The organism is Pseudomonas sp. B10, from assembly GCF_900156235.1.
Taxonomy (GTDB): domain Bacteria; phylum Pseudomonadota; class Gammaproteobacteria; order Pseudomonadales; family Pseudomonadaceae; genus Aquipseudomonas; species Aquipseudomonas siliginis.
Genome location: NZ_LT707063.1, coordinates 209147 through 234968, shown reverse-complemented (window position 1 = coordinate 234968; position 25822 = coordinate 209147). Strand labels below are relative to the sequence as shown.

The window sequence follows — 25822 nt, the reverse complement described above, 5'->3', positions numbered from 1 at the left end:
CCCGCCGAACAACCGCACCAAATTGATACAAAAAGTCATTGTTGTTACATGGCGACAACATCAGGATTTACTCTTGTCGCATTAACTACTACAATTTTTTCAACCTGAGCCAGACTGGCAGGTGAGCCAATTATCACCGAGTCGCTTCCAGGCTCTTGGCTTATAGCTTTGTTTGCGGTTGGTATCAGCCAAACACACTATTGGAGTAAAGATATTGTCCAGACTCGCTGAATTTCGCGCAGCTGAAAAGGCCCTTCAGGAACAGCTCAAACAGCTGGAATCGCTGAAGAACGATGCCGGGCTGAAGAAAGAAATCGAATTCGAAGAAAAGCTCCAGGGACTGATGAAAACCTACGGCAAAGGCCTGAAAGACATCATCGCCATCCTTGATCCAAACCCGGCAAAGTCAGGCCTGCAGCAGTCCGCAGCGCCCAAGACCCGCCGCGCCCGCGTGGTTAAGGTTTATCAGAACCCGCACACTGGCGAGCTGATCGAAACCAAGGGCGGCAACCATCGCGGTCTGAAAGCCTGGAAAGAGCAGTACGGTGCAGCCACCGTGGATTCATGGTTGCGTGGTTAATCTGGCGCCAACAAAAAGCCCTGCCTGATGCAGGGCTTTTTTATTGACAATATCTAACAAATGAAATGATTTTCATCGAACAAGTTGGAAATTTGTGTAACGCTTCTGAATCATCAGGCTAAACATTTTGCTGCGCCATGTTACCTCGAGCGCTTGATCAAACTATGTGCTTAATCCTTTCCGGTAAGCGAACTGCTGCGAGTTAGTACGAACGTTTATAATTTCAGGCTGTTGCGCACCGCTTCTATATCGTCGGCGCTCGCCTTATAAACGTCGGCCTGACCGGCATATGAAAGTACGTAAGCCTTGTCTGTTTCCACGGCGGCCACCAGCGTTTGTGATAATACGTGCCGGCCGTTCTCGGTGATCGTGCAGGTCGTCTCCAACCCGGTCAATGATCCGAGCGCAGCCGGATGGATTCGGTTGCAGACGCTCTGATAACCACTGCGGAAGAAATCCTTCTGGATGGATTTGCGCATCTCCAGCAATACGCCTTGCAAATTGACCTGATGCCCCGCCTCCACTTGCGTCATGGTCAACTCCATCACCATCACCTGATTGCCGTCAGCATCGAGCTTCACCGCCCTTTGCCGCGAGACTGGCGGCGCGGTATCCGGCAACATTTCAACCTTCCAGCCCGCCGGCCAGGTGATGCTCGGTTCGGCCATGGCCGGGAAAACCACGGCCAATGACAAAGCAAAAAAAACAAACACGGATTTGAACAGTCGGATCATTGCCGGACGCACTCGTAGATAGAAGGCAAAGTCTGAGCCCCGCCCTCGCGCAGGGCAAGCCCGCCTTGCATTTGGCGATGCCGGCCGGCATGCGTATCATTGCGCCCATTCACTCGCCCATTGTTATTGGAGGGCCCATGAGCCTCAACGAACTGAACACTTTCCCCGGCGTGACCGCCACGCCAGACAGCGCAACCCGCAACTTCGTGTTCAACCACACCATGCTGCGCGTGAAGGACATCACCAAGTCGCTGGATTTCTACACCCGCGTCCTGGGTTTCTCGCTGGTCGAGAAGCGTGATTTTCCGGAAGCCGAATTCAGCCTGTACTTCCTTGCGCTGGTCGATAAAGCGCAGATCCCGGCCGATGCTGCTGCGCGTACCGAATGGATGAAATCGATTCCAGGCATTCTCGAATTGACCCACAACCACGGCACCGAAAACGATGCCGACTTCGCCTATCACAACGGCAACACCGACCCGCGTGGCTTTGGTCACATCTGCATTTCGGTGCCGGACATCGTCGCAGCGTGTGCACGCTTTGAAGAGCTGGGTTGCGATTTCCAGAAGCGCCTGACCGACGGCCGGATGAAGAGCCTGGCGTTCATCAAGGACCCGGATGGCTACTGGGTCGAGATCATTCAGCCTGCGCCGCTGTAACTGACGATATAAATCCATTGTGGGAGCGATCCTGCTCGCGAAGGCGGTATGTCATTCAACAATGATGTTGGCTGATTAGACGCTTTCGCGAGCAGGCTCGCTCCCACATTTGGATTTGTGCCAGGCACAAAAAAACCCATGATCGCTCATGGGTTTTTCGTTTTCGACCTGGCAGTTACGCCGGGGCCGAAGTGCGAATCAAGTGATCGAACGCACTCAGCGAAGCCTTGGCGCCCTCGCCCACTGCAATCACGATCTGCTTGTACGGCACAGTCGTCACGTCACCCGCGGCAAAGATCCCCGCAATCGAAGTCTCGCCACGGTTGTCGACAATGATCTCGCCACGCGGCGACAGCTCGATGGTGCCCTTCAGCCAATCGGTGTTCGGCAGCAGACCGATCTGCACGAAGATGCCTTCCAGCTCAACCGTGCGCAGCTCATCTGTGGTGCGATCCTTGTAACGCAGACCGTTGACCTTCTCGCCATTGCCGGTGACTTCAGTGGTTTGCGCACTGGTGATCACGGTAACGTTCGGCAGGCTGTGCAGCTTGCGCTGCAACACAGCATCGGCACGCAGTTGCACGTCGAATTCCAGCAGCGTTACGTGCGACACGATACCGGCCAGATCGATCGCCGCTTCAACGCCGGAGTTACCGCCGCCGATCACCGCTACGCGCTTGCCCTTGAACAGCGGGCCGTCGCAGTGCGGGCAGTACGCCACGCCTTTGTTGCGGTATTCCTGCTCGCCCGGGACGTTCATTTCGCGCCAGCGTGCGCCGGTCGCGAGGATCACGCTCTTGGCTTTCAGCGTTGCACCGCTGGCGAAGTGGACTTCATGCAGCTCGCCGTTCTTGCCCGGGATCAGCTTGTCAGCGCGTTGCAGGTTCATGATGTCGACGTCGTACTGCTTGACGTGTTCTTCCAGCGCCGTGGCCAGTTTCGGCCCTTCGGTTTCCTGCACGGAAATGAAGTTCTCGATGGCCATGGTGTCGAGCACCTGACCGCCGAAGCGCTCAGCCGCGACACCAGTGCGGATGCCTTTACGTGCGGCATAAATAGCCGCCGAAGCACCGGCCGGGCCACCGCCGACAACCAGCACGTCAAAGGCTTCCTTGGCGCTGATCTTCTCGGCCTGACGCTCAATCGCGCCGGTGTCGAGTTTGGCGAGGATTTCTTCCAGTCCCATGCGGCCTTGGCCGAAGTTTTCACCGTTGAGGTAGATGCTCGGCACAGCCATGATCTTGCGATCGTTGACTTCGTCCTGGAACAGCGCGCCGTCGATGGCGACGTGGCGGATGTTCGGGTTGAGCACGGCCATCAGGTTCAGCGCCTGGACGACGTCCGGGCAGTTCTGGCAAGACAGCGAGAAGTAAGTCTCGAAGCTGAACTCGCCTTTGAGCGAGCGAATCTGCTCGATGACTTCAACGCTGGCCTTCGACGGGTGGCCGCCGACTTGCAGCAGGGCCAACACCAGCGAGGTGAATTCGTGGCCCATTGGAATGCCGGCGAAGCGCAGGCTGATGTCGGCTCCAGGGCGATTGATCGAGAACGATGGCTTGCGGACATCGTCACCGCTGTCGATCAGGGTAATTAGGCTCGAAAGACTGGCAACGTCTTTCAGCAGGTCCAGCATTTCACGGGATTTCGCACCGTCGTCGAGGGATGCAACGATCTCGATCGGTTGGGTGACCCGTTCCAGGTACGATTTCAACTGGGCTTTAAGATTGGCGTCCAACATACGGGCGATTTCCTTTATTTGAGGCGAAAAAAAGCCCGAGCGAATCTCGCCCGGGCATTTTTATTGGGCGGTGCAGCTAACTTAAGAAGGTGCGGCGTGCCGCCCTGCGTTGCATGTCACAGACTTAGATCTTGCCGACCAGGTCCAGCGACGGAGCCAGAGTGGCCTCGCCTTCTTTCCACTTGGCCGGGCAAACTTCGCCTGGGTGTGCAGCGACGTACTGAGCAGCCTTGATCTTGCGCAGCAGCTCGGAAGCGTCACGGCCAACGCCGCCATCGTTCAGTTCAACGATTTTGATCTGGCCTTCAGGGTTGATCACGAAGGTGCCACGGTCAGCCAGACCAGCTTCTTCGATCAGCACGTCGAAGTTGCGGGAGATGACGTGGGTAGGGTCGCCGATCATGGTGTATTCGATTTTGCCGATGGCTGGCGAAGTGTTGTGCCAGGCAGCGTGAGCAAAGTGGGTGTCGGTCGAAACGCTGTAGATTTCCACGCCCAGCTTCTTGAACTCAGCGTAGTTGTCAGCCAGGTCTTCCAGCTCGGTTGGGCACACGAAGGTGAAGTCGGCTGGGTAGAAGAACACTACGGACCACTTGCCTTTCAAGTCAGCATCCGAGACTTGAACGAAGTCGCCGTTTTTGAACGCGGTAGCTTTGAACGGTTTTACTTGGCTGTTGATGATAGGCATCGATGACTCTCCGTCAGGGGTTATGAAGTTGATGGGTGAATCCTACCCACTCACTCGACGGAAGGCTCATTGGCAAACCTGATACTGCTGATTTGTTTTCGCTATTAGCTGACTGTATTAATAGAAGAAAACGATCTCTACGGCTGATCCGGCTTATCCATAATCCGAGCCATTCCCTGGAATGGGCTGACCTCAACATAGCGCATGGCGGATTTCATGTCCTTCCAGCCAACATAACTCATCAACGATTTCAGATCCCAGCCGCTCTGATGCGCCCAGGTTGCAAAACCGCGTCGCAACGAGTGACTGGTATAACCGGCGGCGACAATCCCGGCACGTTGCAGGGCCTGTCTCAACAGCGGAATGATGCTGTTGGCGTGCAAACCCTCCTCGCTCAGATTGCCCCAGCGATCAATGCTGCGGAACACCGCGCCGCGTACTAGCGCAGCCTCTGTAATCCAATCGATATAGGCCTGCACCGGGCACAGCTTCAACAGCGCCGGGGCCTGATAAGTCTGTCCGAGGTTTTCCCGGTCGCCCTTGCTGCGCGGCAAATACAAAGTGATTCCTTTGCCAGCACTCGCCTGCACATGCTCGATCTGCAAGCGGCACAACTCGTCGCTGCGAAAGCCGCGCCAGAAGCCCAACAGAATCAGCGCGCGATCCCGATACGCCTTGAGCAAGGTCGGGCGATCCTGATCCTCGCGGGCGGTTTGCGCCTCCTGCTCCAACCAATCGATCACTCGTTGCAGATCCTGCAACTGCAACGGTTCGGCCTGCTTTTCCTGCGCCGGATGCAGAGCACGAATGCCCTTGAACACCTTGCGCACCACTGGCGCCTTGGTCGGATCGGCAAAGCCCTGACTGTTGTGCCACTGCGCCAGCGCGGACAGACGCAACTTCAGCGTATTGATCGACAGCACCCCGGCGTGCTCCACCAGATAGCGCGCAACGCTGTCAGCAGTAGCCGGGAGAAATCCGCCCCACGTCACCTCGAAGTGCTCGATGGCCATGCGATAGCTGCGGCGGGTGTTGTCCCGGGTGGCGGCTTGCAGATATCGATCGATGTCGCTCATGGCAATTTTCTCGCTTGTGTACGGGTTCACTCATGCAGGTGCGCATTTTGCCGCCTGACATTGGGTAATACCAGTATATCCCGCCTGTTTTATCTCAAAGATTTACCTATATTCTCAGCATGGTACACTGCGTACTTAAGTGGCATGTACCACAGTACGTAAACGTAGGAGTTCACATGGCCCGTGGCGGCATTACCAAAGCACTGGTGCAAATCGCACGCACAGCGATCCTCGCTCGCGGCGAACACCCAAGCATCGATGCAGTACGCATTGAAATGGGCAACACCGGCTCGAAAACCACGATCCATCGCTATCTGAAAGAACTGGACGACGGTGCCCAGCCGAATGAAGCGTCGGCAGAACCGATTGATGATGAGCTCACCGCCCTCGTCTCTCGACTGGCCCAGCGCCTGAAAGAACAAGCACAGGAACCCATCGAGCAAGCCCGCGAACAGTTCGAGGAGCAACGCGAAGCACTGGAAACCGAGCTGAAACAGGTTCGCCAGGCGCTGGAAAAACTCGAGCACGACCACGACATTCAAGGCGCCGCGCTGCAACGCGAATCCGAAGCGCTGAGCAACACCCGCTCGATGCTGCAAACCGAACAGACGCGCAACGCCGGCCTCAACCAGGCATTGGCCGACTTTGAATTGCGCTTGCAGGACAAGGACGAGCAGATCCGCTCACTGGAAGAAAAACACCTGCACGCCCGCGATGCGCTGGAGCATTACCGTAACGCCACCAAGGAACAGCGCGAGCAGGAGCAGGCCCGCCACGAAGGGCAACTTCAGCAGATACAGGCAGAATTGCGTCAAGCCCAGCAGAGCGCGTTGGTGCGTCAGGATGAGATCACACAATTGCACCGCGATAACGAACGCCTGCTCACCGAAAACCGTGGCACTCAGCGCGAGCTGAACCTGGTGCAGGACCAGCTCAAGCACAGCAATCAGCGTCAGGATCAGTTGCTCGAGCAGGCCACGCGCATGGACAGCGAGCGCACCCTTCTCCAGGAACGTCTGCGCGTGGCGACACTGGAAAGCCAGGCGCTCAAACAGAGCGTCGACGAGCAGACGCAGCTCAATCAGTCACTGGAAAAGGAATTGCTCAAGGTTCAGGCAAGCCTTGAAGACAGCCAGCGTCTGGCGGCTACCGTTGCGGCAGCGCCAGACTCAGCCAAAGCGAAGGATGCTTAAGCGCTGACCGGCGTACGCATGGTGACGAACTCTTCGGCGGCCGTGGGGTGCACCCCGATGGTGTCGTCGAAGTCGCGCTTGGTCGCGCCGGCCTTCAAGGCGATCGCCAGACCCTGCACGATCTCGCCAGCGTCCGGCCCGACCATGTGGCAGCCAAGCACCTTGTCGGTTTTGGCGTCGACCACCAGCTTCATCAGGGTTTTCTCCTGACAGTCAGTCAGGGTCAGCTTCATCGGGCGGAAGCGACTTTCGAAAATCACCACTTCGTGGCCACATTCGCGCGCTTCTTCTTCGCTCAAACCGACTGTGCCGATGTTCGGCAGGCTGAACACGGCGGTCGGAATCATCTTGTAGTCCACCGGACGGTATTGCTCCGGCTTGAACAGACGCCGCGCCACGGCCATACCTTCGGCCAGAGCGACCGGGGTCAGTTGCACGCGACCAATGACGTCGCCCAGCGCCAGAATCGACGGCTCGGTGGTTTGATACTCGTCGTCGACCTTGATGAAGCCCTTGTCGTCGAGCTGAACATCGGTGTTTTCCAGGCCCAGATTGTCGAGCATCGGACGCCGGCCGGTGGCGTAGAACACGCAATCGGCTTCGAGTACACGACCATCCTTGAGCGTCGCCTTCAAGCTACCGTCGGCCTGCTTGTCGATGCGCGCAATGTCGGCATTGAATTGCAGATCGAGGCCACGCTTGGTCAATTCTTCTTGCAGGTGCTTGCGCACCGACCCGTCGAAGCCGCGCAGGAACAGATCACCGCGATACAGCAGCGTGGTGTTGGCACCGAGGCCATGGAAAATCCCGGCGAACTCCACCGCGATATAACCGCCGCCAACCACCAGCACACGCTTGGGCAGCTCTTTGAGGAAGAACGCTTCGTTCGAACCGATCGCATGCTCATGCCCGGGGATTTCAGGGATCTGCGGCCAGCCGCCGGTGGCGATCAGAATGTTTTTCGCGGTGAAGCGCTCGCCATTAACCTCGACCTCGTGCGGCCCAACGATTTTCGCGTGCGCCTCGTGCAGGGTCACGCCGCTGTTGACCAGCAGATTGCGATAAATGCCGTTGAGGCGATTGATCTCACGGTCCTTGTTGGCGATCAGCGTGGCCCAGTCAAAGTTGGCTTCGCCCAGGTTCCAGCCGAAACCGGACGCCTGCTCGAAGTCCTCGGCAAAGTGCGCGCCGTAGACCAACAGCTTTTTCGGCACGCAGCCGACGTTGACGCACGTGCCGCCCAGGTAACGGCTTTCGGCCACCGCCACTTTCGCCCCGAAGCCTGCGGCAAACCGCGCAGCCCGCACACCGCCGGAACCGGCACCAATCACATAAAGGTCAAAATCGTAGGCCATTTCTATCTCCTCGGCAGGCCATCAGCATACCCGCAGCCATTCATTGGGCAAGCACTGCCATCCATATAAGGGCGGAAAATGAAAAAGCCACCCGAAGGTGGCTTTCTTTTGCAGACGAGGCGAAGACTATTAGTAAGCCTTGCCAGTCTTGTAGAAGTTTTCGAAGCAGAAGTTGGTCGCGTCGATGTAGCCTTCAGCACCACCGCAGTCGAAACGCTTGCCCTTGAACTTGTAGGCCATGACGCAGCCGTTCTGGGCCTGCTTCATCAGGGCGTCGGTGATCTGGATTTCACCGCCCTTGCCTGGCTCGGTCTGTTCGATCAGGTCGAAGATGTCCGGGGTCAGGATGTAGCGACCGATGATCGCCAGGTTCGACGGCGCGTCTTCCGGCTTTGGCTTCTCGACCATGCTGTGCACGCGGTAGATGTCGTCGCGGATCATTTCGCCAGCGATGACACCGTACTTGTTGGTTTCCTGCGGATCGACTTCCTGGATAGCAACGATCGAGCAGCGGAACTGCTTGTACAGCTTGACCATCTGGGTCAGGACGCCGTCGCCATCGATGTTCACGCACAGGTCGTCCGCCAGAACCACGGCGAACGGTTCGTCACCGATCAGCGGGCGGCCAGTCAGGATCGCGTGGCCCAGACCCTTCATTTCGGTCTGACGGGTGTAGGAGAACGAGCACTCGTCCAACAGCTTGCGGATACCGACCAGGTACTTTTCCTTGTCGGTGCCCTTGATTTGGTTTTCCAGCTCGTAACTGATGTCGAAGTGGTCTTCCAGAGCACGCTTGCCACGGCCGGTGACGATGGAAATCTCAGTCAGGCCCGCGTCCAGTGCTTCTTCAACGCCGTACTGGATCAGTGGCTTGTTTACCACCGGCAGCATTTCTTTAGGCATGGCTTTGGTCGCTGGGAGGAAGCGAGTGCCGTAACCGGCTGCTGGAAACAAGCATTTCTTGATCATATAAGTCCTTGAAAAGGCTGTGTGTACGAGTTTCGGGGCAGTCTAATCAGGCGGCGTGCGCCTTACAATGCCCCGCGCTGGCTAACCGATGCCAACATAGAGAAATATTCGCGCGGATAGTTCCATCCGGGTATTTCAGCGGCGGAGTCAGCGTAGCTCAAGATCCGGGCAAACAGGATCACCATACGCTTATCAGCCCCCATTGCGAGCATTTGCCGCTATCATGGCGCCTTTGAACCAGCGAATGAGACAGACTAGATGGCTGCGGTAAAAATCATCAACGGGTATGTGATCGACAAGAAAGACGGCAAGTGGACGCTGACCACTACCAATGGCGAACATATCGCCGGGCCTTTCGACAGCGAGCAGATGGCGACAGATGTGGCCTCGGTGTTCACTGATACGCCTGCTTCTTCCAAGCGCCGAGGCAAAGATCAGGACTGATCCTCTTAGCACTTGCGCCAAGCCCTGCCAGCATGCAGGGCTTTTTTGTGCTTTGTTGGCAAACAAGTGGCCAATCGCTATAACCTTTTCATCGCGGCGCTGTCAGAGCAACCAGTCCCCCACTTGAAGACCTCGCAACCATGAACCTGAACAAACTGCAGCCGCTTTTCGCGGTATTGGTACTGAGCGGCTGTGCCACTTCGCAGCCCACCTATCTGAACAATGGCGAACAGGGTCTGAGCATCGACTGTTCCGGCGAAGCCAATTCATGGGCCATGTGCTACGAAAAGGCCGATGCCTCCTGCGCCGGCACCGGCTATCGCATCGTCGGCACTGATGGCACACCGGCGCCCAAGGAAGATGACAAAACCCTGGGCGTTGACGTTGGCAATTACAAGACCCGTAACGTCGTGGTCGTCTGCAAGTAAGCCTTACATGTGGATTTCGGCGAATTTGATCCCGAGGCCACGGACGACCTCGATCAGGTCGTCGAGCCGATTGAAGGACTCGACTTCATCATTGTCATCCACCAAAAAGTAGCTGCGCCCTGCACTCTTCTTGAAAAACACGATCCATTCACCCGGATTCGCCGGGTTCTGGATGACATGGGTGGCAGAGATAAGGCCCTCTGCGTGGCGCTCCCGCACGTGCTCTCGCTTCATTGCGACTCCATATATGACAATGCCGCCACAGCAGGACTGTGACGGCATCGGGTGCTGATGTTCGCTAGTCTATCAGCCGGAAATACAGGCGTTCGCAGCTTTCTGTACATCGCGAGGGCGAACCGGCACGTTGGACATGCGCTCATGCAGCTTGATGCTGCTGCCGCCGGCGCGATCTTCGATATCAAACACGGCTGCCGGGCCTGACGAAAGTTTGCCGGGAACGATGACTCGTACACCGTCCTTCTGCGGCTGGACTTGCAACGCACCACGACTGTCAGCGAGCTTGTCGGTCAGACACTGCGCATACTCCTGGGGCTTTTTACCGGAGATCACGCTCATGGTTGGCAGCGTTTCATTGATTTCGGAAACATTTGCACAACCGGCCATCGCCAGAATCAACGGCACACACACCACACCCCACTTCATATGAATCCTCCGTTAAAGACCGTCCGACAGCACAAATGCGGCTTTTCTCCGGGGCCTTGTGCATTTAACCCGCCTGCCATGGCGAAGTTCTGTTCAAAATTTGTCAAAGCAACGCCCGACGGCCAGATAATAACCCGTGCGGGCTGATAAACTGCGCCCATCGACAAGCTATCGTTTTGATTTAGTAGAAAAAGCCCTTCTGGAGGCGCCCATGAAATTCATTCACCAGCGCGAGCACCTCAACGAAGACGACATCGTCGTCATTCAATGCTCGCAGATGTGCAACATCCGTTTGATGAACGACGCCAACTTCCGCAGCTTCAAAAACGGCGGCCGTCACACCTACCACGGCGGCGCGTTCGACACGTTCCCGGCACGCATCACCGCACCGAGCACCGGCTTCTGGAACATCACCATCGACACCGTCAACCGCCGCGCAATCAGCGTGACGCGCAAGCCGACGCTGACCCACTCGATCAAGATCATCCGTCGCTCCAGCACTAAACTGAGCTGAGACGCGCAGCCTATTCTGAAAGGGAAACATGACCGTGGCGCAAAAAACCAAATACGTGATCAAGTACAAACTGGACGGTGAACAGCGTTTCGAATTCGCTGAACTGGAAACCGGCACTGACGAGGAAGCGAAGGCGGCGCTGAAGAAAATGCACGCTGACGAAGAACTCAGTGACATCAAGGTCAGCAAAGCGCTGTAACCAACACCATGCAATCGACCACGTTTGACCTGTTCGCCGACAACGAACCCGTACAGCAGCCCCGCGCCGAGCAGATTGGCGAACAATCGTGGGTGCTGCGCGGGTTCGCCTTGCCGCAGGTCGAGCTACTGCTGACCGAACTTGAAGCGATTCTTGCCGCCGCCCCGCTACGCCACATGGTCACGCCCGGCGGTTTCAGCATGTCGGTCGGCACCAGCAGTTGCGGACAGCTGGGCTGGATCACCGATCGCAGCGGTTACCGTTATTCCAGCGTCGATCCACTCAGCGGCTTGCCGTGGCCGTCGATGCCGGCGGTGTTTGCCGAACTGGCACACCAAGCGGCTGAGCGCGCCGGTTTCCCGGATTTTCAGGCCGACTCCTGCCTGATCAACCAATACGTCCCCGGCGCCAAGATGTCGCTGCATCAGGACAAGGACGAAAAGGGTTATGCCGCGCCCATCGTTTCGTTGTCGCTGGGGTTGCCGGCAATGTTTCTGTTTGGCGGCTTCGAACGCAGCGATAAAACCCGGCGCATCCCGCTGCTGCATGGCGACATGGTGGTCTGGGGCGGCGTGGACCGTCTGCGCTATCACGGCGTACTGCCAATCAAACCCGGCCATCACCCGCTCTTGGGCGACCGGCGCATCAACATCACCTTCCGCGTCGCGGGCGATCAGTAAAAGTTTGACCGCAAGGCGCGGAGTGTCGCGGGTTACGATGCTGGTTAACCTGACTCAAACAGGTCAACGGATTCCCTCTCATGGACACGCTTTCGAAGACAATCAGCATTGAACACGATCCCCGCTGGGCCGCTGTGGTGGCGCGCGATCCGCGTGCGGACGGGAAATTTGTCTACGCGGTAAAAACCACTGGCATCTACTGCAGACCGAGCAGCCTTGCGCGTTTGCCGAAACCGCAGAACGTCGAGTTTTTTGACAGCGCCGAACTGGCCGAAGCTGCCGGGTATCGGCCAAGCAAGCGCGCCAGCAAGGATCAGAATGATGCGCAGCATGCAGCGATCGTGGCTGCAGCCTGTCGGCAGATCGAGGCCTGTGAAACGCTGCCGGCGCTCAGCAGCCTCGCGGCCACCGCTCGCCTCAGCCCTTTTCATTTCCACCGGCTATTCAAAGCCGCGACCGGCCTGACGCCCAAGGCTTACGCCACGGCGCACCGCTCACGCAAGCTGCGTGCGCGCCTCGCGGACGGCGGCTCGGTGACCGATGCGCTGTATGACGCCGGATTCAATTCCAACAGCCGTTTCTACGAATCAGCCGATCAACTGCTGGGCATGACGCCCACCGATTACCGCGCCGCCGGGCAGAACAACGACATTCGCTTTGCCGTTGGCCAATGCTCGCTGGGGGCGATTCTGGTGGCGCAAAGCGAACGGGGGATTTGCGCGATCCTGCTGGGAGACGATCCGCATCAACTGGTCTGCGATCTGCAGGATCAGTTTCGCAAGGCCAACCTGATCGGCGCCGACAGCGAATTTGAACAGTTGATTGCCAGCGTCGTCGGCTTTGTCGAAGCGCCCGCGACGGGCCTGAACTTGCCGCTGGATATACGCGGCACGGCGTTTCAGGAGCGCGTCTGGCAGGCGCTGCGCGAGATCCCGCCAGGCAGCACCGCCAGTTATGCCGAAATCGCGCAACGCATTGGCGCGCCGACTTCGATGCGTGCGGTGGCCCAGGCTTGCGGGGCCAACCGTTTGGCGGTGGCGATTCCCTGCCACCGCGTGGTGCGCAGTGACGGCAATCTTTCCGGCTACCGCTGGGGCGTCGAGCGCAAGCGTCAGTTGCTTACGCGCGAACTCAACGATTGACGTCGACCACCACCCTGCCCCGCAATTTCCCGGCGAGCAGTTTGGGCGCAGCCTCAAGGGCTTCGCTCAGGCTGATTTCCTGACTGATCAATTGCAGTAATGAGATATCCAGATCCTTGGCCAGTCGGCCCCAGGCCTCGATACGGCGTGCTTTGGGCTGGGTCACGCTGTTGATTCCAGCCAGCGTCACGCCGCGCAGAATGAACGGCGCTACCGAGGCGGGAAAGTCCATGCCTTGCGCCAACCCGCATGCCGCGACCACGCCTTCCGAGCGTGTGCTGGCGCAAGCATTCGCCAGCGTATGACTACCGACCGAATCGACCACCGCCGCCCAGCGCTCTTTCGCCAACGGCTTGCCCGGTTCGGACAAGGTGGCTCGATCGATGATGTCGGCAGCACCCAATTGCTGCAGGTATTCATGCTCGGATACACGGCCGGTGGAGGCCACCACGCGGTATCCCAACTTGCTGAGCAAGGCGATGGCAAAGCTGCCGACCCCGCCATTGGCGCCGGTGACCAGCACTTCGCCGTGATCCGGTTTCAGGCCATGGCGCTCCAGCGCCAGAATGCACAGCATTGCCGTGTAACCTGCGGTGCCGATGGCCATGGCTTGCGCCGGCGTGAAAGCTTCGGGCAGTGGGATCAGCCAGTCACCGTTGAGCCGGGCCTTTTGCGCCAGTCCGCCCCAGTGGCTTTCACCGACGCCCCAGCCGTTGAGCAGCACTCGGTCGCCCGCCTTGAAATCGGCATGCGAACTGGACTCGACAGTCCCCGCCAGGTCGATCCCCGGTACCATGGGAAACTTGCGCACCACCGGGCTGCTGCCGGTGATCGCCAGGCCGTCTTTGAAATTCAGGGTGCTGTACGCGACGTTCACGCTAACGTTGCCTTCGGGCAGTTGCTGCTCATCGATTTGCTGCAGATTGGCGCGATAACCGCTGTCGTCTTTGTCGATCAGAATGGCATTGAACATGACGGCCCCTCGAAAATAATGGGAAGAAAGCGTGCCCTGAAATAACACATCGCAACACATTGCCACACTCGACTTTCGCTAAGCCACCCGCACCGACGCTGAAAAACTGCACGTGATGTTCAGAATTTCAGACTGGCCCCGCAGCCGGTTTTGCTGCTAAAACCGCTTGCCGTCCCTGCCCGTTTCATCGTTCGGAGATTCGTTATATGAGCCAGTGGCCAGACACCCGTATCCTTGATCTTCTCGGGATCGAACTGCCGATCATCCAAGGCCCGATGGCCGGGGCGACCAACTCTTCGATGGTGATTGCCGTGTGCAATGCCGGCGGCCTCGGTTCAATGCCGGCAGCGATGCTGAGCATCGAGCAACTGCGCGAAGAACTGAAGACGATTCGCCAGCACACCACCAAGCCGTTCAATGTCAATTTCTTCTGCCATCAGCCACCGGCGCCTGATGAGCAGCGAGCCCTGGAGTGGAAAAATCTGCTCGAACCTTACTACCGCGAACTCGGTGCCGATTTCGAGGCGCCGACGCCGGTGTCCAACCGTGCTCCGTTCGACGAGGCCGCGTGTGCCGTGCTCGAAGAATTCCGCCCCGAAGTGGTGAGTTTTCATTTCGGGCTGCCGGAGAAAACCCTGCTTGATCGGGTCAAGGCAACCGGGGCGAAAATCCTTTCGTCTGCCACCACGGTCGAAGAAGCGATCTGGCTGGAGCAACACGGTTGCGACGCGATCATCGCCATGGGCTATGAGGCTGGTGGCCATCGCGGGATGTTTCTCAGCGAGGATCTGAGCACCCAGGTCGGCACCTTCGCCCTGGTACCGCAGGTGGTCGACGCGGTGAAAGTGCCGGTGATCGCGGCGGGCGCGATCAGCGATGCGCGAGGCGTTGCCGCAGCTTTCATGCTCGGCGCCTCGGCGGTGCAAGTCGGCACGGCGTTTCTGTTTACCCCGGAGGCGAAGGTCAGCGCCTCGCACCACAAGGCCCTGCGCACCGCCAAGGAAAGCGAGACCGCCATCACCAACATCTTCACCGGACGTCCGGCGCGAGGCATTGTCAATCGGGCGATGCGTGAACTCGGCCCGATGTCAGCGCAGGCGCCGGCCTTCCCCTTGGCTGGCGGCGCGCTGATGCCGCTGCGGGCCAAGGATGACGCCGATTTTGCCAACCTCTGGGCCGGTCAGGCGCTCACGCTCGGCAAGGATATCGGCAGCGCTGAACTGATCCGGCAACTTGCCGAGGGCGCATTGGCGAAACTCAACCGTCATTGAATTTACGCGGCGAGCGGATTTATTCCCTCGCCACTTGGCGGCATATCGCTATATATTTCCGTATACAGCGATTGCGCCCGTGTATCGGCGTTATCCAAAGCAAAGCATTTACCGCCGATCACGGAGCCTTTACATGACACTTGCTGCCACACGCCTCGCCCCTGTCTGCCTCGCCTCATTCCTCGCATTTTTCAGCATCGGCGCCGCGCAAGCTGACGAAGTGCAAGTGGCGGTCGCCGCCAACTTCACCGCGCCAATCCAGGCCATCGCTGCCGACTTTGAAAAAGACACCGGCCACAAGCTGGTCGCCGCTTACGGCGCCACCGGCCAGTTCTACACCCAGATCAAGAATGGCGCACCGTTCCAAGTGTTTCTCGCTGCTGACGACGCGACCCCGGCAAAGCTTGAGCAGGAAGGCGAAACCGTCAAAGGTTCGCGCTTCACCTACGCCATCGGCACGCTAGCGCTGTGGTCAGCGAAAGAAGGCTACGTAGATGCGCAGGGCGAAATGTTGAAAACCAACCAATACCAACACCTTGCGATCGCCAATCCAAAAGCTGCGCCATACGGTCTCGCCGCCACCCAGGTGCTGGAAAAACTCCAGTTGAGCGAAGCCACGAAAAGCAAAATCGTCGAAGGCCAGAACATTACTCAGGCCTACCAGTTCGTCTCCACCGGTAACGCCGAACTGGGCTTTGTGGCGCTGTCGCAAATCTACAAGGACGGCAAAATCAGCAGTGGCTCGGCATGGATTGTTCCCGCCACCCTGCATGATCCGATCAAACAGGACGCGGTGATCTTGAACAAGGGCCGGGACAGCGCCGCTGCCAAGGCCCTGGTCGATTACCTCAAAGGGCCGAAAGCCGCTGCGGTGATCAAATCCTTTGGGTATGAACTGTAAATGTCGCTGACCAGTGCCGACTTCGCCGCGATCTGGCTGACCCTGAAACTGGCGTCGCTGACCACCGTGATTCTGCTGGTGATCGGCACGCCGATCGCGTTATGGCTGTCGCGCACCTCGTCGTGGTTGCGCGGCCCGATTGGCGCCATCGTCGCCCTGCCGCTGGTGCTGCCGCCGACGGTGATCGGCTTTTATCTGTTGCTGGCGCTGGGGCCGCACGGTTTTCTCGGCCAGTTCACTCAATGGCTGGGGCTGGGCACGCTGACGTTCAGTTTCACCGGGCTGGTCATCGGCTCGGTAATCTACTCCATGCCTTTCGTGGTGCAACCGCTGCAAAACGCATTCTCGGCGATCGGCACCCGCCCGCTGGAAGTCGCCGCGACGTTGCGCGCCAATCCCTGGGACACGTTCTTCAGCGTGATCCTGCCGCTGGCGCGCCCCGGTTTCATCACCGCAGCGATCCTCGGCTTCGCCCACACCGTGGGTGAATTCGGCGTGGTGCTGATGATCGGCGGCAACATTCCCGACAAGACCCGCGTGGTCTCGGTGCAGATTTACGACCACGTCGAAGCGCTGGAATATGCCCAGGCGCACTGGCTGTCCGGGGCGATGCTGGTGTTCTCGTTTCTGGTGTTGCTGGCGCTGTACTCCAGCCGCAAGACCCGCGCAGGCTGGAGCTGATCGATGATTGATGTACGCCTGAAACGCACTTATCCGGGGTTCGAACTGGATGTCGATCTGCAAGTGCCGGGCCGCGGCGTCACTGCGCTGTTTGGCGATTCCGGCTCGGGCAAAACCACTTGCCTGCGCTGCATCGCCGGGCTGGAGCGCGCCGAGCAGGGTTTTGTGCAGATCAATGACGAGATCTGGCAGGACAGCACCAACGGCATCTTCGTACCGCCGCATAAACGTGCGCTTGGCTACGTGTTTCAGGAAGCCAGCCTGTTCCCGCATCTGTCGGTGCTGGCCAATCTGGAGTTTGGTCTCAAACGCATCGCCAAGTCGCAACGCCGGGTCGATATCAACCAAGCGACCGAACTGCTCGGCATCGGCCATTTGCTTGAGCGTCACCCGCAGCATCTGTCCGGCGGCGAACGGCAGCGCGTCGGCATCGCCCGCGCCCTGCTGACCAGCCCGAAACTGTTGCTGATGGACGAACCGCTGGCGGCTCTCGACAGCCGGCGCAAAAGCGAAATCTTGCCGTACCTGCAACGCCTGCACGACGAACTGGATATTCCGCTGCTGTACGTCAGCCATGCCCAGGACGAAGTCGCGCGCCTGGCCGATCATTTGGTATTGCTCCGTGATGGCAAAGCCCTCGCCAGCGGCCCGATCGGCGAGACCCTCGCACGCCTGGATCTGCCCTTGGCAATGGGTGATGACGCCGGGGTCATCATCGAAGGCCAGGTCAGCGCCTACGACGCCACCTATCAATTGCTCAGCCTGCAACTGCCAGCCACTGCGATGAACATTCGCGTCACCCATGCGCCGATGGCCGTGGGCCAAGCCCTGCGCTGCAAGGTGCACGCCCGTGACATCAGCTTGGCGCTGAACAACGATGCAGCCAGCAGCATTCTCAATCGTCTGCCCGTCACCGTCATCAGCGAACAGGCCGCTGACAACAGTGCCCATGTGCTGATCCGCCTCGATGCCGGCGGCACGCCGCTGCTGGCGCGGATCACCCGTTTCTCGCGTGATCAATTGGGCGTGCACCGAGGCCAGCGGCTGTGGGCGCAGATCAAGGCGGTGGCGGTGCTCGCGTAAAACATTCGGCACGACGGCCAGCGCCTGCGGTCAATCAGTTACAGACTGCCGTATGACCGAAGGAAACCGCCATGCCCGATACCGTGCTGACAGATGCCCTGCCCGCCGATCTGCATTACGTCGATGACACTCAGCCTGGTATCACCCGGAAAAAACTGCGCGGCAAGTTCGTCTATTTCGAACCGTCGGGCCAGCGCATCACCGACCCGGACGAAATCAAACGCATCAACGCCCTCGCGGTGCCGCCGGCTTACACCGATGTGTGGATCTGCGCCGACCCGTGCGGCCATTTGCAGGCCACTGGCCGCGATGCGCGCGGGCGCAAGCAATACCGTTATCACGCACGCTGGCGCGAAGTGCGCGACGCCGACAAATATTCACGTCTGCGCGATTTCGGCCTGGCCCTGCCCAAACTGCGGCGCAAGCTCGAGGCGCTGCTCGATGAGCCGGGCTTCAGCCGCGACAAAGTCATGGCCACGGTGATTACCTTGCTCGACGCCACGCTGATCCGCGTCGGTAATACGCAATATGCGCGGGACAATCGCTCTTATGGCCTGACCACGTTGCGCAGTCGGCATGTCGAGGTCAACGGCAGCGCGATCCTGTTCCAGTTCCGCGGCAAGAGCGGCATCGAACACCAGATCACCGTCAAGGACCGTCGCCTGGCGCGAATCATCAAGCGCTGCCTGGAGATTCCCGGGCAAAACCTGTTTCAGTACCTTGATGAACACGGCGAACGGCACACCGTCACCTCCTCCGACGTCAACGCCTATCTGCAAAAGCTCACCGGCGCTGAATTCACCGCCAAGGACTACCGCACCTGGGCGGGCAGCGCATTGGCTTTGGCAGTGCTGCGCGAGCTGCAGCATGAGTCGGAAACCGAGGCCAAGCGCCATGTGGTCGAAGCCGTGAAGAACGTCGCCAAACAGCTGGGCAACACGCCAGCGGTGTGTCGCAAATGCTACATCCACCCTGCCGTGCTCGAACATTTCATGCTCGGCGCCCTTGCCGAACTGCCCCGACCGCGCGTGCGCAAAGGCCTGCGCGCCGAGGAAGTGGCCTTGGCGATGTTTCTTGAGCGGATGTGTGAGGTGAGTGAGGCGTCCTGAGTCGCACAACCCCCCTGTAGGAGTGAGCCTGCTCGCGATAGCGGTGGGTCAGTTGATGAAGATGTCAACTGACTCACCGCTATCGCGAGCAGGCTCACTCCTACAAGATTTGCCGATGAGCTGAACTGGGTATTTTTTGCACGATCACACAGGTCTTCTATAGTTGATCTGAAGGTTCGCGCCACGCGGGCTTTTTGTTGCAACTCAGCCGTTTCAGCGAACGGAGGTGTTTCATGTCCGAAAAAGAGTCCATCACCACCCTCCTCACCCTGCTCGACGCCCGCCAGGCGCGCCTGGCAGCCGCCTGCAAAGAGATCGCCGACTGGGTTGATCACCAAGGCGGGCATCCGACAGCACTGCGCATCCGCGATCGACTGCACGACATCGAAAAGGATACGCCGCTGATTCGCGACACGCTTTCGACGCTCAAGCCAATTGATCGGCCGTTGCCACGGTTCAGATAGTCGAGGTTCAATTAACTTCAACAACCGGCTCGGCATCGGTGTAACTGTTTTTCTTTATTATCCATTGCGATTGAGCGTAGCCACTTTAGTTATATGTGCACTACTGGCCAATATAAGTAGAAAGTGCAGGCACCGCTCATCGGATCAATTAAAAAAAATAAAAACACCGTGAACCGATATGTAATCGAAGTAGGTGTCCGTGACGAAAGCGGACATCACTAGCGAAACGTTAATAGATATCGGAGAGCTATCATGACCACCGGAAATAAAAATACAGGTAACGCCGGCAACGATCGTGACAAGATGCAAGAGTCCGGAAAAAAAGGCGGACAGTCTGGCGGCAACTTCGCCAACGATCGTGAAAAAGCATCCGAAGCTGGTCGCAAAGGCGGACAATCCAGCCACAGTGGAGGTCGCAAGTCGTAAGTGAGCGGTACAAGGGCAGCCTCGCTGCCCTTGTAATATTCGACGGAGCGCAAAGATGAACACCTCCACACATACTCCTCCAAGCCAGTTACACCAACGCGAAGGCGCTGAAGTTGTTCCAGAAGCGACGCGCAGCTCCCCGGAGAAACTGCCGGACAACGCTGGGTCTTCGTGCATTGAAAGAAAACCTGGCCACCCGCAGCACAGCGATCGTGCCCAACATGAATGTTACGAACGCAGGCAGTTGAACGTTGACTCCGAAAACTCTCGAGAAACGCAAACGATGCCAACGTACGAACGCTGCTCCTGACTGACGGGCACCAGTCCTTGCGCAAAGAGCCCGTTCGCAGAGCCCCGGCCCGTCGAGGAAATTGCCATGCCTGTTCACGTGATTAACTTTACCGGCCCGATCAATGCTTCAACCTGCGGTCAGCTGATTGATAGAGCCTCGCGTGCGGTAAAGGAAGATGCCCCCAGGTTGATTCTGAACATCGCTACCATGGGTGGCGAATGCAGTTACGGTTTTACGATGTATAACTTTCTGATGGCGCTGCCCGTGCCGGTACACACCCATAACCTGGGAACGGTCGAGTCGATGGGCAATATCGTTTTCCTCGCCGGCCAGCGCCGCACCGCGTGCACTCATAGCAAGTTTCTGTTTCACCCTTTTCATTGGCACTTGCAGGGAGCGGTTGATCATTCGCGCATGTCGGAATATGCCATGAGCCTGGATTACGACTTGCATCTGTACGCGCAGATTGTCGCCGAGCGTACCAGTAACGGGAAAAATGCGTTGGAGACAGAAAAATACCTGACAGCGGCTCCGCGCATTATCAATCCTGAAGAAGCTTTGCATGCAGGGCTGATCACAGCGGTTGAAGACACCGAGATTCACGCAGACTTTGTCTGCTCATGCATTTACTCCTGAAGCCCGTCCTGAATAACGCGTCGTTTTAGATGCGTTTCATTCTATTCAGCTCGCCACTCTCAGCAGCGACATTACAAGATCATGTAGTGCATTGGCGCCTCAACTTGTACACGCCCCAACGGGCGGTATAACGCAAAACAAGCGGCGTATGCCGGTCATCCCAGCCAAAAGAATTTTCTCTGAATTATTCATTTCGCCAGACATCCCTCTTTTTAACAGCCGGAGGAAATGTATGAGCGCAGTGGACTTGTACGTGATCGAGTACCTGTTACATGGAAAGCCCAGGTCATTCGTCATTCGCACAAAAAACATGAACAACGCCGAAGCGTGGCAGTGGGCAAGTTGCGACGCAGGAATCGCGCCCATCCCCCGCCCCGGTCGGCCTCCATTGAAACGTTTTTCCAAACCGATGGCGGAGCGCTTTGGCGTGACCGGGGTGCAATGGCGAGAATCAGTACCCCTGGTCTGGGAGGAGGATCACGCAAAATGACTGAACACCTCTTGAGGTTCGGTTTCGGCCGATCCTGGGATGACGAGATGGCCAATAACGCCGCGATGTTCCGACAGGCCGACTTGATGGAAGAAGCGGCCTATCAACTCATCGGGGACGATACCGACAACCCTGAAGCCTGGGCTCGTTTCACCGAGGCCAAGGCTCTGGCCGACGCCAAACGAACGGCGGCCTATCAGGACTGGATGCGCATCAAGCGCGCGATGAGCAAGCCGCGCTCGAAATAGCGGACTGGCGCCTCATGGCTTGAGGATCAGCAGCGGTTCGCCTTTCGGGACGACGTAAGTGGCCAGTTCGACGCCTTTCTCGTTGCCGACGTTTTTGGCCACATGCGCAACGCCCGCCGGAATGAACAACGAATCACCGGCCTTGAGTATCACCGGCGCCCGCCCTTCAAGCTGATACTCGAACGTGCCGCTGATGACATAGGCCACTTCCACGCCGGGATGCGCATGCCGAGGTGAGGTGACGCCAGCATCGAAATCGATACGCGCCTGAATAACTTCGCGATTGTCAGCGCCGAGATCCTGGCGAACCAGATCAGTACGGCTCAGACCTTTCTGCCAGCTCGTCGCCGGCGCATCCGCCGCATGGGCGAAACCGGCAAGGGAGGCGAAGACAACGGCAGAAGCCAGAAACAGTGGACGGTACATTGTGGTGCCCTCTTGAACGTAGTGTTGGTGTGAGGGCTACTTTGGGCTTGGCATGTAAGGCGGATGTGTCTCGAAGGCGCAGTTTGGTGTTGCCGTGTGTATCGGCTGAGCGTTGATACACGCTTATACAAACGTGTCGCGGTCCCCGTCCGGGCCATGGCGGGAAAGAGTCTGTAAACTGGCGCGATCTTCATTCACTCAAACAAGAGATGCCCATGGCCAATCAAGACATCATCTTCACGCCTGATCCGGACACCGATTCGATTTCTTCCGACGTCGCCACCTTCGGCGGCATCATGGTTTCCACGCAGATTCCAACCCGCGCCGATGGCAGCCTGGAACTCGGCGGCATCACCGAGCAAAGCGAGTGCACGCTGCAAGCGCTGAAAGTCGCCTTAGAACGTGCTGGCAGTTCGATGGACCGGGTGCTGCACCTGACCATTTACCTCACCGACATGGGCGATCGCGGGGCTTTCAATGAAGTGTACAAACGCTATTTCGCCAAGCCTTGGCCAGTGCGGGCAGCGGTGGGCGTCGCCTCGCTGGCGGTTGAAGGGATGCGTGTGGAAGTGACGGCGATGGCGGCCAAGGGCTGATTTGCGGAAATACTGCGTAGGCTGCCTCCACGATTCCGGGGTGCGACATACGCAGTGAAATACTCAAGGGCGCGCGCCAAACACAGCAGCCACCAGGATGGGGCCGTTTGGCAAGCGCTGGCTCGCCCGTTGAGCGAATTGGCGTCAACGGTCTATCCACAAAACTTAAAGTGGACCGCTAGCTACAACAAACAGTTTACCTTCTGATACCCGGTATGTTTGCCCGCGGTGCTCGATTTCAAAATTGAATGTTGCCGTAATCGAATCGATACCTTCTTCGTGTTTGCGCGCAAACTCTATTGTTCCTGTTTTCGCATATAAGATTTCATGCGACATAGTCATCAATCCCGCGACAGGGCTTCCGAACCCGCCAATTTCATGCGTACCGTCCGTAAGGGAGCGATCTATCACAAATGAAATGATCTCACCCACCTCGTCCGTAAAATATTGACCAATAACGCTAAACGTCTCTTTTGTGCCGAAATAAAGATGCCGAGTAGCGGAGAATATTGGCTTGCCTATGCCCGGATGATCGGGTGAAACGACCGCTTTGTAATACACTTCGGCCGTCTTCCGAGGACGCGATTTAAACGACGCGAAATCCGCAATGCCAAGCGTCGCAAAAGCGTTATTTCCTTTCATGATATTAATCTCCAATGTCTTGCGTGATATAGGCCAGAGCGACTTTCCCGCTCCCACCTGATGTTCACGCTTTGGACGCGGGCGGACAACTGACAGACTTTACAGTTATGCATTGCCTCGTATTGTGCTAGGTCCTTCGTACCTGATATCGGCACGCTGATGCCGCCCAAGTGTTTCACAGGTACAATGCGCCCCTTGCCCGTGACCGCCTGACTAAAAAAACTATGTCCTTGCCCAAGCATCACCTGGAATTGCTCAGCCCTGCCCGCGATGTCGCCATTGCCCGCGAGGCCATCCTGCATGGCGCTGACGCCGTGTACATCGGCGGCCCGAGCTTCGGCGCACGCCACAACGCCTGCAACGAAGTCAGCGAAATCGCCGAACTGGTCGAGTTCGCCCGCCGTTACCACGCACGCATCTTCACCACCATCAACACCATCCTGCACGACAACGAGCTGGAGCCGGCGCGCAAGCTGATCCATCAGTTGTACGACGCCGGCGTCGATGCGCTGATCGTTCAGGACCTGGGCGTAATGGAGCTGGACATTCCGCCGATCGAGCTGCACGCCTCGACCCAGACCGACATCCGCACCCTCGAGCGAGCGAAGTTCCTCGATCAGGCCGGTTTCTCGCAGTTGGTGTTGGCCCGTGAGCTGAACCTGCAAGAAATCCGCGCCATCGCCGATGAAACCGACGCGGCCATCGAATTCTTCATCCACGGCGCGCTGTGCGTGGCCTTCTCCGGCCAGTGCAATATTTCCCACGCGCAGACCGGCCGCAGCGCCAACCGGGGCGACTGCTCCCAGGCTTGCCGCTTGCCGTACACCTTGAAAGACGAAAAGGGTGGCGTGATCGCTTACGAAAAACACCTGCTGTCGATGAAAGACAACAACCAGAGCGCCAACATCCGCGCGCTGGTCGAAGCAGGCGTGCGTTCGTTCAAGATCGAAGGTCGCTACAAGGACATGGGCTATGTGAAGAACATCACTGCCTATTACCGCCAGCGTCTGGACGACGTGCTCGAAGACCGCCCTGACCTGGCCCGCGCCTCCAGCGGCCGCACCGTGCATTTCTTCCTGCCCGACCCGGAAAAGACCTTCCACCGTGGCAGCACCGATTATTTCGTCACTGATCGCAAGATCGACATCGGCGCCTTCGATTCGCCGACCTTCACCGGCCTGCCGGTCGGTACGGTGGAAAAAGTCGGCAAGCGTGACATGCAGGTTGTCACCCATGAGCCGCTGTCTAACGGTGACGGTCTGAACGTACTGGTCAAACGCGAAGTGGTCGGTTTCCGCGCCAACATCGCCGAGGCCAAAGGCGAGTTCGAAGAAGACGGCGAGAAGCGCTACCGCTACCGCGTCGAGCCGAACGAAATGCCCGAGGGCCTGTTCAAGCTGCGTCCAAGCCACCCGTTGAATCGCAACCTCGATCACAACTGGCAACAGGCGCTGCAAAAGACTTCTTCGGAACGTCGCGTGGCCCTGAGCTGGTTCGCCCGTCTGCGCGAAGAACAGCTGGAAGTGACCGCGACCAGCGAAGAAGGCATCAGCGCCAGCGTCACGCTGAACGGGCCGTTTGGTGTCGCCAACAAGCCTGAACAAGCGCTGGAGCAATTGCGCGACCTGCTCGGTCAGCTCGGCACCACGCAGTATCACGCCACCGACATCAAGCTGGATGCGCCGCAAGCGTTCTTCATTCCCAACTCGCAGCTCAAGTCGCTGCGTCGCGAAGTGATCGAAGCGCTGACTGCGGCACGTGTCGCCGCGCATCCGCGTGGCAGCCGCAAGGCCGAAACCACGCCGCCACCGGTGTACCCGGATTCGCATCTGACCTTCCTCGCCAACGTCTACAACCAGAAGGCGCGCGACTTCTACCACCGTCACGGCGTCAAGCTGATCGATGCGGCGTACGAAGCTCACGAAGAGCCAGGCGAAGTGCCGGTGATGATCACCAAGCATTGCCTGCGGTTCTCCTTCAACCTGTGCCCGAAACAGGCCAAAGGCGTGACCGGCGTGCGCACCAAGGTCGCGCCGATGCAGTTGATCCACGGCGATGAAGTGCTGACGTTGAAGTTCGATTGCAAGCCGTGCGAGATGCACATCATCGGCAAGATGAAAGGCCACATCCTCAACCTGCCGCAGCCGGGCAGCGTGGTCGGCCACATCAGCCCTGAAGACCTGATGAAAACCATCCCGCGCGCACCGCACTGAGTGACCGGCGTGTGCGGTGCTTCGGCATCGCGCACGCCTGCTTGGCTCCAAACGCGGTAAATCGCAGGCATAAAAAAACGCCAACTTCTTGCGAAGTTGGCGTTTTTTTCGTAGATGGCAGGGGCGGCTGGATTCGAACCAACGCATGGCAGGATCAAAACCTGCTGCCTTACCGCTTGGCGACGCCCCTGTAGCTCTGGTCAGCGGCTCCGTTAGGATCGCTGTGAGAACGGGGCGCAATTTAACAACATTCATTTCGTTTGGGAAGCCCGAGATGAAATATTTTTTGTTTTAAAACAGCGACTTATT

Annotated in this window: 31 protein-coding genes, 1 tRNA gene and 1 pseudogene; 21 read left to right on the top strand and 12 right to left on the bottom strand. The window is 58.2% G+C overall.

Annotation, left to right across the window (positions count from 1 at the left end; all coding sequences use genetic code 11):
- Positions 1-214 precede the first annotated feature (214 nt).
- On the top strand, positions 215-580 hold the full coding sequence (locus BXA01_RS01105) for a histone-like nucleoid-structuring protein, MvaT/MvaU family (RefSeq protein ID WP_016774912.1): 366 nt from the start codon (positions 215-217) through the stop codon (positions 578-580).
- A 215-nt stretch (positions 581-795) separates the two neighbouring features.
- Here the strand turns inward: BXA01_RS01105 and BXA01_RS01100 are convergent, their stop codons facing one another.
- Entirely contained in the window at positions 796-1314 is a 519-nt protein-coding gene (locus tag BXA01_RS01100; RefSeq protein ID WP_076562664.1) for a DUF4946 domain-containing protein, read from the bottom strand.
- Between the two features lie 137 nt (positions 1315-1451).
- Between BXA01_RS01100 and gloA the strand changes: the two genes are divergently transcribed.
- The gene (gene gloA / locus BXA01_RS01095) at positions 1452-1973 is read left to right on the top strand and encodes a lactoylglutathione lyase (RefSeq protein WP_039762746.1); all 522 of its coding nucleotides are present in this window, start codon (positions 1452-1454) and stop codon (positions 1971-1973) included.
- A 175-nt stretch (positions 1974-2148) separates the two neighbouring features.
- On the opposite strand, the gene ahpF is transcribed toward gloA, so the two are convergent.
- The 3 genes from ahpF to BXA01_RS01080 form a co-directional block, all read right to left on the bottom strand.
- Entirely contained in the window at positions 2149-3711 is a 1563-nt protein-coding gene (gene ahpF, locus BXA01_RS01090; protein ID WP_076562662.1) for an alkyl hydroperoxide reductase subunit F, read from the bottom strand.
- Between the two features lie 124 nt (positions 3712-3835).
- Entirely contained in the window at positions 3836-4399 is a 564-nt protein-coding gene (ahpC, locus tag BXA01_RS01085) for an alkyl hydroperoxide reductase subunit C (protein WP_016774916.1), read from the bottom strand.
- Between the two features lie 137 nt (positions 4400-4536).
- Positions 4537-5475 (bottom strand): site-specific integrase, encoded by a 939-nt coding sequence (locus BXA01_RS01080; RefSeq protein WP_076562660.1) that lies wholly within the window; start codon positions 5473-5475, stop codon positions 4537-4539.
- Between the two features lie 176 nt (positions 5476-5651).
- Here BXA01_RS01080 and BXA01_RS01075 point away from each other — a divergent pair, with 176 nt between their 5' ends.
- The gene (locus BXA01_RS01075) at positions 5652-6668 is read left to right on the top strand and encodes a DNA-binding protein (protein WP_076562658.1); all 1017 of its coding nucleotides are present in this window, start codon (positions 5652-5654) and stop codon (positions 6666-6668) included.
- Here BXA01_RS01075 and gorA read toward each other — a convergent pair.
- Positions 6665-8023 carry a glutathione-disulfide reductase gene (gene gorA / locus BXA01_RS01070; RefSeq protein ID WP_076562656.1) on the bottom strand — a complete coding sequence of 453 codons (1359 nt, stop codon included), beginning with the start codon at positions 8021-8023 and terminating at the stop codon, positions 6665-6667. The two genes, BXA01_RS01075 and gorA, sit on opposite strands and share 4 nt — an antisense overlap.
- A gap of 129 nt (positions 8024-8152) precedes the next feature.
- Positions 8153-8992: a UTP--glucose-1-phosphate uridylyltransferase GalU gene (gene galU / locus BXA01_RS01065; protein WP_024013124.1), complete on the bottom strand. Its 840-nt coding sequence runs from the start codon at positions 8990-8992 to the stop codon at positions 8153-8155.
- A gap of 258 nt (positions 8993-9250) precedes the next feature.
- On the opposite strand from galU, the gene BXA01_RS01060 reads away from it, so the two are divergent.
- On the top strand, positions 9251-9436 hold the full coding sequence (locus BXA01_RS01060) for a hypothetical protein (RefSeq protein ID WP_016774922.1): 186 nt from the start codon (positions 9251-9253) through the stop codon (positions 9434-9436).
- Positions 9437-9576: 140 nt separating this feature from the next.
- Positions 9577-9864, top strand: coding sequence for a hypothetical protein (locus BXA01_RS01055; protein ID WP_016774923.1), 288 nt, complete (start codon positions 9577-9579; stop codon positions 9862-9864).
- A 3-nt stretch (positions 9865-9867) separates the two neighbouring features.
- On the opposite strand, the gene BXA01_RS01050 is transcribed toward BXA01_RS01055, so the two are convergent.
- Positions 9868-10098, bottom strand: coding sequence for a hypothetical protein (locus BXA01_RS01050; RefSeq protein ID WP_016774924.1), 231 nt, complete (start codon positions 10096-10098; stop codon positions 9868-9870).
- Positions 10099-10170: 72 nt separating this feature from the next.
- Positions 10171-10527: a hypothetical protein gene (locus BXA01_RS01045; RefSeq protein ID WP_016774925.1), complete on the bottom strand. Its 357-nt coding sequence runs from the start codon at positions 10525-10527 to the stop codon at positions 10171-10173.
- 211 nt (positions 10528-10738) lie between these two features.
- Between BXA01_RS01045 and BXA01_RS01040 the strand changes: the two genes are divergently transcribed.
- The 4 genes from BXA01_RS01040 to ada all read left to right on the top strand — a co-directional run bounded on the left by BXA01_RS01040 (position 10739) and on the right by ada (position 13062).
- Positions 10739-11041, top strand: a complete 303-nt coding sequence (locus BXA01_RS01040; protein WP_007912251.1) for a DUF1883 domain-containing protein — start codon at positions 10739-10741, stop codon at positions 11039-11041.
- Positions 11042-11069: 28 nt separating this feature from the next.
- Entirely contained in the window at positions 11070-11240 is a 171-nt protein-coding gene (locus BXA01_RS27055; RefSeq protein WP_016774926.1) for a hypothetical protein, read from the top strand.
- A gap of 8 nt (positions 11241-11248) precedes the next feature.
- The gene (gene alkB, locus BXA01_RS01035) at positions 11249-11920 is read left to right on the top strand and encodes a DNA oxidative demethylase AlkB (RefSeq protein WP_076562654.1); all 672 of its coding nucleotides are present in this window, start codon (positions 11249-11251) and stop codon (positions 11918-11920) included.
- Positions 11921-12000: 80 nt separating this feature from the next.
- Complete coding sequence (ada, locus tag BXA01_RS01030; protein WP_076562652.1) at positions 12001-13062, top strand: bifunctional DNA-binding transcriptional regulator/O6-methylguanine-DNA methyltransferase Ada; 1062 nt, start codon at positions 12001-12003, stop codon at positions 13060-13062.
- Here the strand turns inward: ada and acuI are convergent.
- Complete coding sequence (gene acuI / locus BXA01_RS01025) at positions 13052-14035, bottom strand: acrylyl-CoA reductase (NADPH) (RefSeq protein ID WP_076562650.1); 984 nt, start codon at positions 14033-14035, stop codon at positions 13052-13054. The two genes, ada and acuI, sit on opposite strands and share 11 nt — an antisense overlap.
- Before the next feature lie 206 nt (positions 14036-14241).
- Here acuI and BXA01_RS01020 point away from each other — a divergent pair, with 206 nt between their 5' ends.
- The 10 genes and pseudogenes from BXA01_RS01020 (at position 14242) to BXA01_RS00975 (ending at position 21636) form a co-directional block, all read left to right on the top strand.
- Positions 14242-15306 carry an NAD(P)H-dependent flavin oxidoreductase gene (locus BXA01_RS01020; RefSeq protein ID WP_076562648.1) on the top strand — a complete coding sequence of 355 codons (1065 nt, stop codon included), beginning with the start codon at positions 14242-14244 and terminating at the stop codon, positions 15304-15306.
- A gap of 133 nt (positions 15307-15439) precedes the next feature.
- Entirely contained in the window at positions 15440-16207 is a 768-nt protein-coding gene (modA, locus tag BXA01_RS01015) for a molybdate ABC transporter substrate-binding protein (RefSeq protein WP_076562646.1), read from the top strand.
- Positions 16208-16888, top strand: coding sequence for a molybdate ABC transporter permease subunit (modB, locus tag BXA01_RS01010; RefSeq protein ID WP_076562644.1), 681 nt, complete (start codon positions 16208-16210; stop codon positions 16886-16888).
- A gap of 3 nt (positions 16889-16891) precedes the next feature.
- Entirely contained in the window at positions 16892-17971 is a 1080-nt protein-coding gene (gene modC, locus BXA01_RS01005; protein ID WP_076562642.1) for a molybdenum ABC transporter ATP-binding protein, read from the top strand.
- Between the two features lie 71 nt (positions 17972-18042).
- Positions 18043-19080, top strand: a complete 1038-nt coding sequence (locus BXA01_RS01000; RefSeq protein WP_076562640.1) for a DNA topoisomerase IB — start codon at positions 18043-18045, stop codon at positions 19078-19080.
- A 233-nt stretch (positions 19081-19313) separates the two neighbouring features.
- The gene (locus tag BXA01_RS00995; protein ID WP_076562638.1) at positions 19314-19544 is read left to right on the top strand and encodes a hypothetical protein; all 231 of its coding nucleotides are present in this window, start codon (positions 19314-19316) and stop codon (positions 19542-19544) included.
- A 309-nt stretch (positions 19545-19853) separates the two neighbouring features.
- Positions 19854-19970: pseudogene (locus BXA01_RS00990) on the top strand (general stress protein); the annotation flags it as partial.
- Between the two features lie 376 nt (positions 19971-20346).
- Entirely contained in the window at positions 20347-20898 is a 552-nt protein-coding gene (locus tag BXA01_RS00985; RefSeq protein WP_041480149.1) for an ATP-dependent Clp protease proteolytic subunit, read from the top strand.
- 232 nt (positions 20899-21130) lie between these two features.
- Positions 21131-21388, top strand: a complete 258-nt coding sequence (locus BXA01_RS00980) for a DUF6555 family protein (protein ID WP_056789607.1) — start codon at positions 21131-21133, stop codon at positions 21386-21388.
- On the top strand, positions 21385-21636 hold the full coding sequence (locus BXA01_RS00975; protein WP_076562633.1) for a hypothetical protein: 252 nt from the start codon (positions 21385-21387) through the stop codon (positions 21634-21636). The genes BXA01_RS00980 and BXA01_RS00975 overlap by 4 nt, the downstream gene beginning before the upstream one ends.
- Before the next feature lie 12 nt (positions 21637-21648).
- Here the strand turns inward: BXA01_RS00975 and BXA01_RS00970 are convergent, their stop codons facing one another.
- Positions 21649-22062, bottom strand: coding sequence for a cupin domain-containing protein (locus tag BXA01_RS00970; RefSeq protein ID WP_076562631.1), 414 nt, complete (start codon positions 22060-22062; stop codon positions 21649-21651).
- Between the two features lie 215 nt (positions 22063-22277).
- Here BXA01_RS00970 and BXA01_RS00965 point away from each other — a divergent pair, with 215 nt between their 5' ends.
- A complete protein-coding gene (locus BXA01_RS00965; RefSeq protein WP_024013136.1) occupies positions 22278-22658 on the top strand; it encodes a RidA family protein in 381 nt (126 codons plus the stop codon).
- Between the two features lie 165 nt (positions 22659-22823).
- Here BXA01_RS00965 and BXA01_RS00960 read toward each other — a convergent pair whose 3' ends face one another.
- A complete protein-coding gene (locus tag BXA01_RS00960) occupies positions 22824-23300 on the bottom strand; it encodes a hypothetical protein (protein ID WP_076562629.1) in 477 nt (158 codons plus the stop codon).
- Positions 23301-23524: 224 nt separating this feature from the next.
- On the opposite strand from BXA01_RS00960, the gene BXA01_RS00955 reads away from it, so the two are divergent.
- A complete protein-coding gene (locus tag BXA01_RS00955) occupies positions 23525-25513 on the top strand; it encodes a peptidase U32 family protein (protein WP_056789588.1) in 1989 nt (662 codons plus the stop codon).
- A gap of 115 nt (positions 25514-25628) precedes the next feature.
- On the opposite strand, the gene BXA01_RS00950 is transcribed toward BXA01_RS00955, so the two are convergent.
- Positions 25629-25703, bottom strand: a tRNA-Gln gene (locus BXA01_RS00950).
- Positions 25704-25822: the final 119 nt, after the last annotated feature.

Bases quoted from the DNA above. Each gene is read 5' to 3' on its own strand.
- BXA01_RS01100 (WP_076562664.1), bottom strand. From the start codon at position 1,314: ATGATCCGACTGTTCAAATCCGTGTTTGTTTTTTTTGCTTTGTCATTG.
- gloA (WP_039762746.1), top strand. From the start codon at position 1,452: ATGAGCCTCAACGAACTGAACACTTTCCCCGGCGTGACCGCCACGCCA.
- ahpF (WP_076562662.1), bottom strand. From the start codon at position 3,711: ATGTTGGACGCCAATCTTAAAGCCCAGTTGAAATCGTACCTGGAACGG.
- ahpC (WP_016774916.1), bottom strand. From the start codon at position 4,399: ATGCCTATCATCAACAGCCAAGTAAAACCGTTCAAAGCTACCGCGTTC.
- BXA01_RS01080 (WP_076562660.1), bottom strand. From the start codon at position 5,475: ATGAGCGACATCGATCGATATCTGCAAGCCGCCACCCGGGACAACACC.
- BXA01_RS01075 (WP_076562658.1), top strand. From the start codon at position 5,652: ATGGCCCGTGGCGGCATTACCAAAGCACTGGTGCAAATCGCACGCACA.
- gorA (WP_076562656.1), bottom strand. From the start codon at position 8,023: ATGGCCTACGATTTTGACCTTTATGTGATTGGTGCCGGTTCCGGCGGT.
- galU (WP_024013124.1), bottom strand. From the start codon at position 8,992: ATGATCAAGAAATGCTTGTTTCCAGCAGCCGGTTACGGCACTCGCTTC.
- BXA01_RS01060 (WP_016774922.1), top strand. From the start codon at position 9,251: ATGGCTGCGGTAAAAATCATCAACGGGTATGTGATCGACAAGAAAGAC.
- BXA01_RS01055 (WP_016774923.1), top strand. From the start codon at position 9,577: ATGAACCTGAACAAACTGCAGCCGCTTTTCGCGGTATTGGTACTGAGC.
- BXA01_RS01050 (WP_016774924.1), bottom strand. From the start codon at position 10,098: ATGAAGCGAGAGCACGTGCGGGAGCGCCACGCAGAGGGCCTTATCTCT.
- BXA01_RS01045 (WP_016774925.1), bottom strand. From the start codon at position 10,527: ATGAAGTGGGGTGTGGTGTGTGTGCCGTTGATTCTGGCGATGGCCGGT.
- BXA01_RS01040 (WP_007912251.1), top strand. From the start codon at position 10,739: ATGAAATTCATTCACCAGCGCGAGCACCTCAACGAAGACGACATCGTC.
- BXA01_RS27055 (WP_016774926.1), top strand. From the start codon at position 11,070: ATGACCGTGGCGCAAAAAACCAAATACGTGATCAAGTACAAACTGGAC.
- alkB (WP_076562654.1), top strand. From the start codon at position 11,249: ATGCAATCGACCACGTTTGACCTGTTCGCCGACAACGAACCCGTACAG.
- ada (WP_076562652.1), top strand. From the start codon at position 12,001: ATGGACACGCTTTCGAAGACAATCAGCATTGAACACGATCCCCGCTGG.
- acuI (WP_076562650.1), bottom strand. From the start codon at position 14,035: ATGTTCAATGCCATTCTGATCGACAAAGACGACAGCGGTTATCGCGCC.
- BXA01_RS01020 (WP_076562648.1), top strand. From the start codon at position 14,242: ATGAGCCAGTGGCCAGACACCCGTATCCTTGATCTTCTCGGGATCGAA.
- modA (WP_076562646.1), top strand. From the start codon at position 15,440: ATGACACTTGCTGCCACACGCCTCGCCCCTGTCTGCCTCGCCTCATTC.
- modB (WP_076562644.1), top strand. From the start codon at position 16,208: ATGTCGCTGACCAGTGCCGACTTCGCCGCGATCTGGCTGACCCTGAAA.
- modC (WP_076562642.1), top strand. From the start codon at position 16,892: ATGATTGATGTACGCCTGAAACGCACTTATCCGGGGTTCGAACTGGAT.
- BXA01_RS01000 (WP_076562640.1), top strand. From the start codon at position 18,043: ATGCCCGATACCGTGCTGACAGATGCCCTGCCCGCCGATCTGCATTAC.
- BXA01_RS00995 (WP_076562638.1), top strand. From the start codon at position 19,314: ATGTCCGAAAAAGAGTCCATCACCACCCTCCTCACCCTGCTCGACGCC.
- BXA01_RS00985 (WP_041480149.1), top strand. From the start codon at position 20,347: ATGCCTGTTCACGTGATTAACTTTACCGGCCCGATCAATGCTTCAACC.
- BXA01_RS00980 (WP_056789607.1), top strand. From the start codon at position 21,131: ATGAGCGCAGTGGACTTGTACGTGATCGAGTACCTGTTACATGGAAAG.
- BXA01_RS00975 (WP_076562633.1), top strand. From the start codon at position 21,385: ATGACTGAACACCTCTTGAGGTTCGGTTTCGGCCGATCCTGGGATGAC.
- BXA01_RS00970 (WP_076562631.1), bottom strand. From the start codon at position 22,062: ATGTACCGTCCACTGTTTCTGGCTTCTGCCGTTGTCTTCGCCTCCCTT.
- BXA01_RS00965 (WP_024013136.1), top strand. From the start codon at position 22,278: ATGGCCAATCAAGACATCATCTTCACGCCTGATCCGGACACCGATTCG.
- BXA01_RS00960 (WP_076562629.1), bottom strand. From the start codon at position 23,300: ATGAAAGGAAATAACGCTTTTGCGACGCTTGGCATTGCGGATTTCGCG.
- BXA01_RS00955 (WP_056789588.1), top strand. From the start codon at position 23,525: ATGTCCTTGCCCAAGCATCACCTGGAATTGCTCAGCCCTGCCCGCGAT.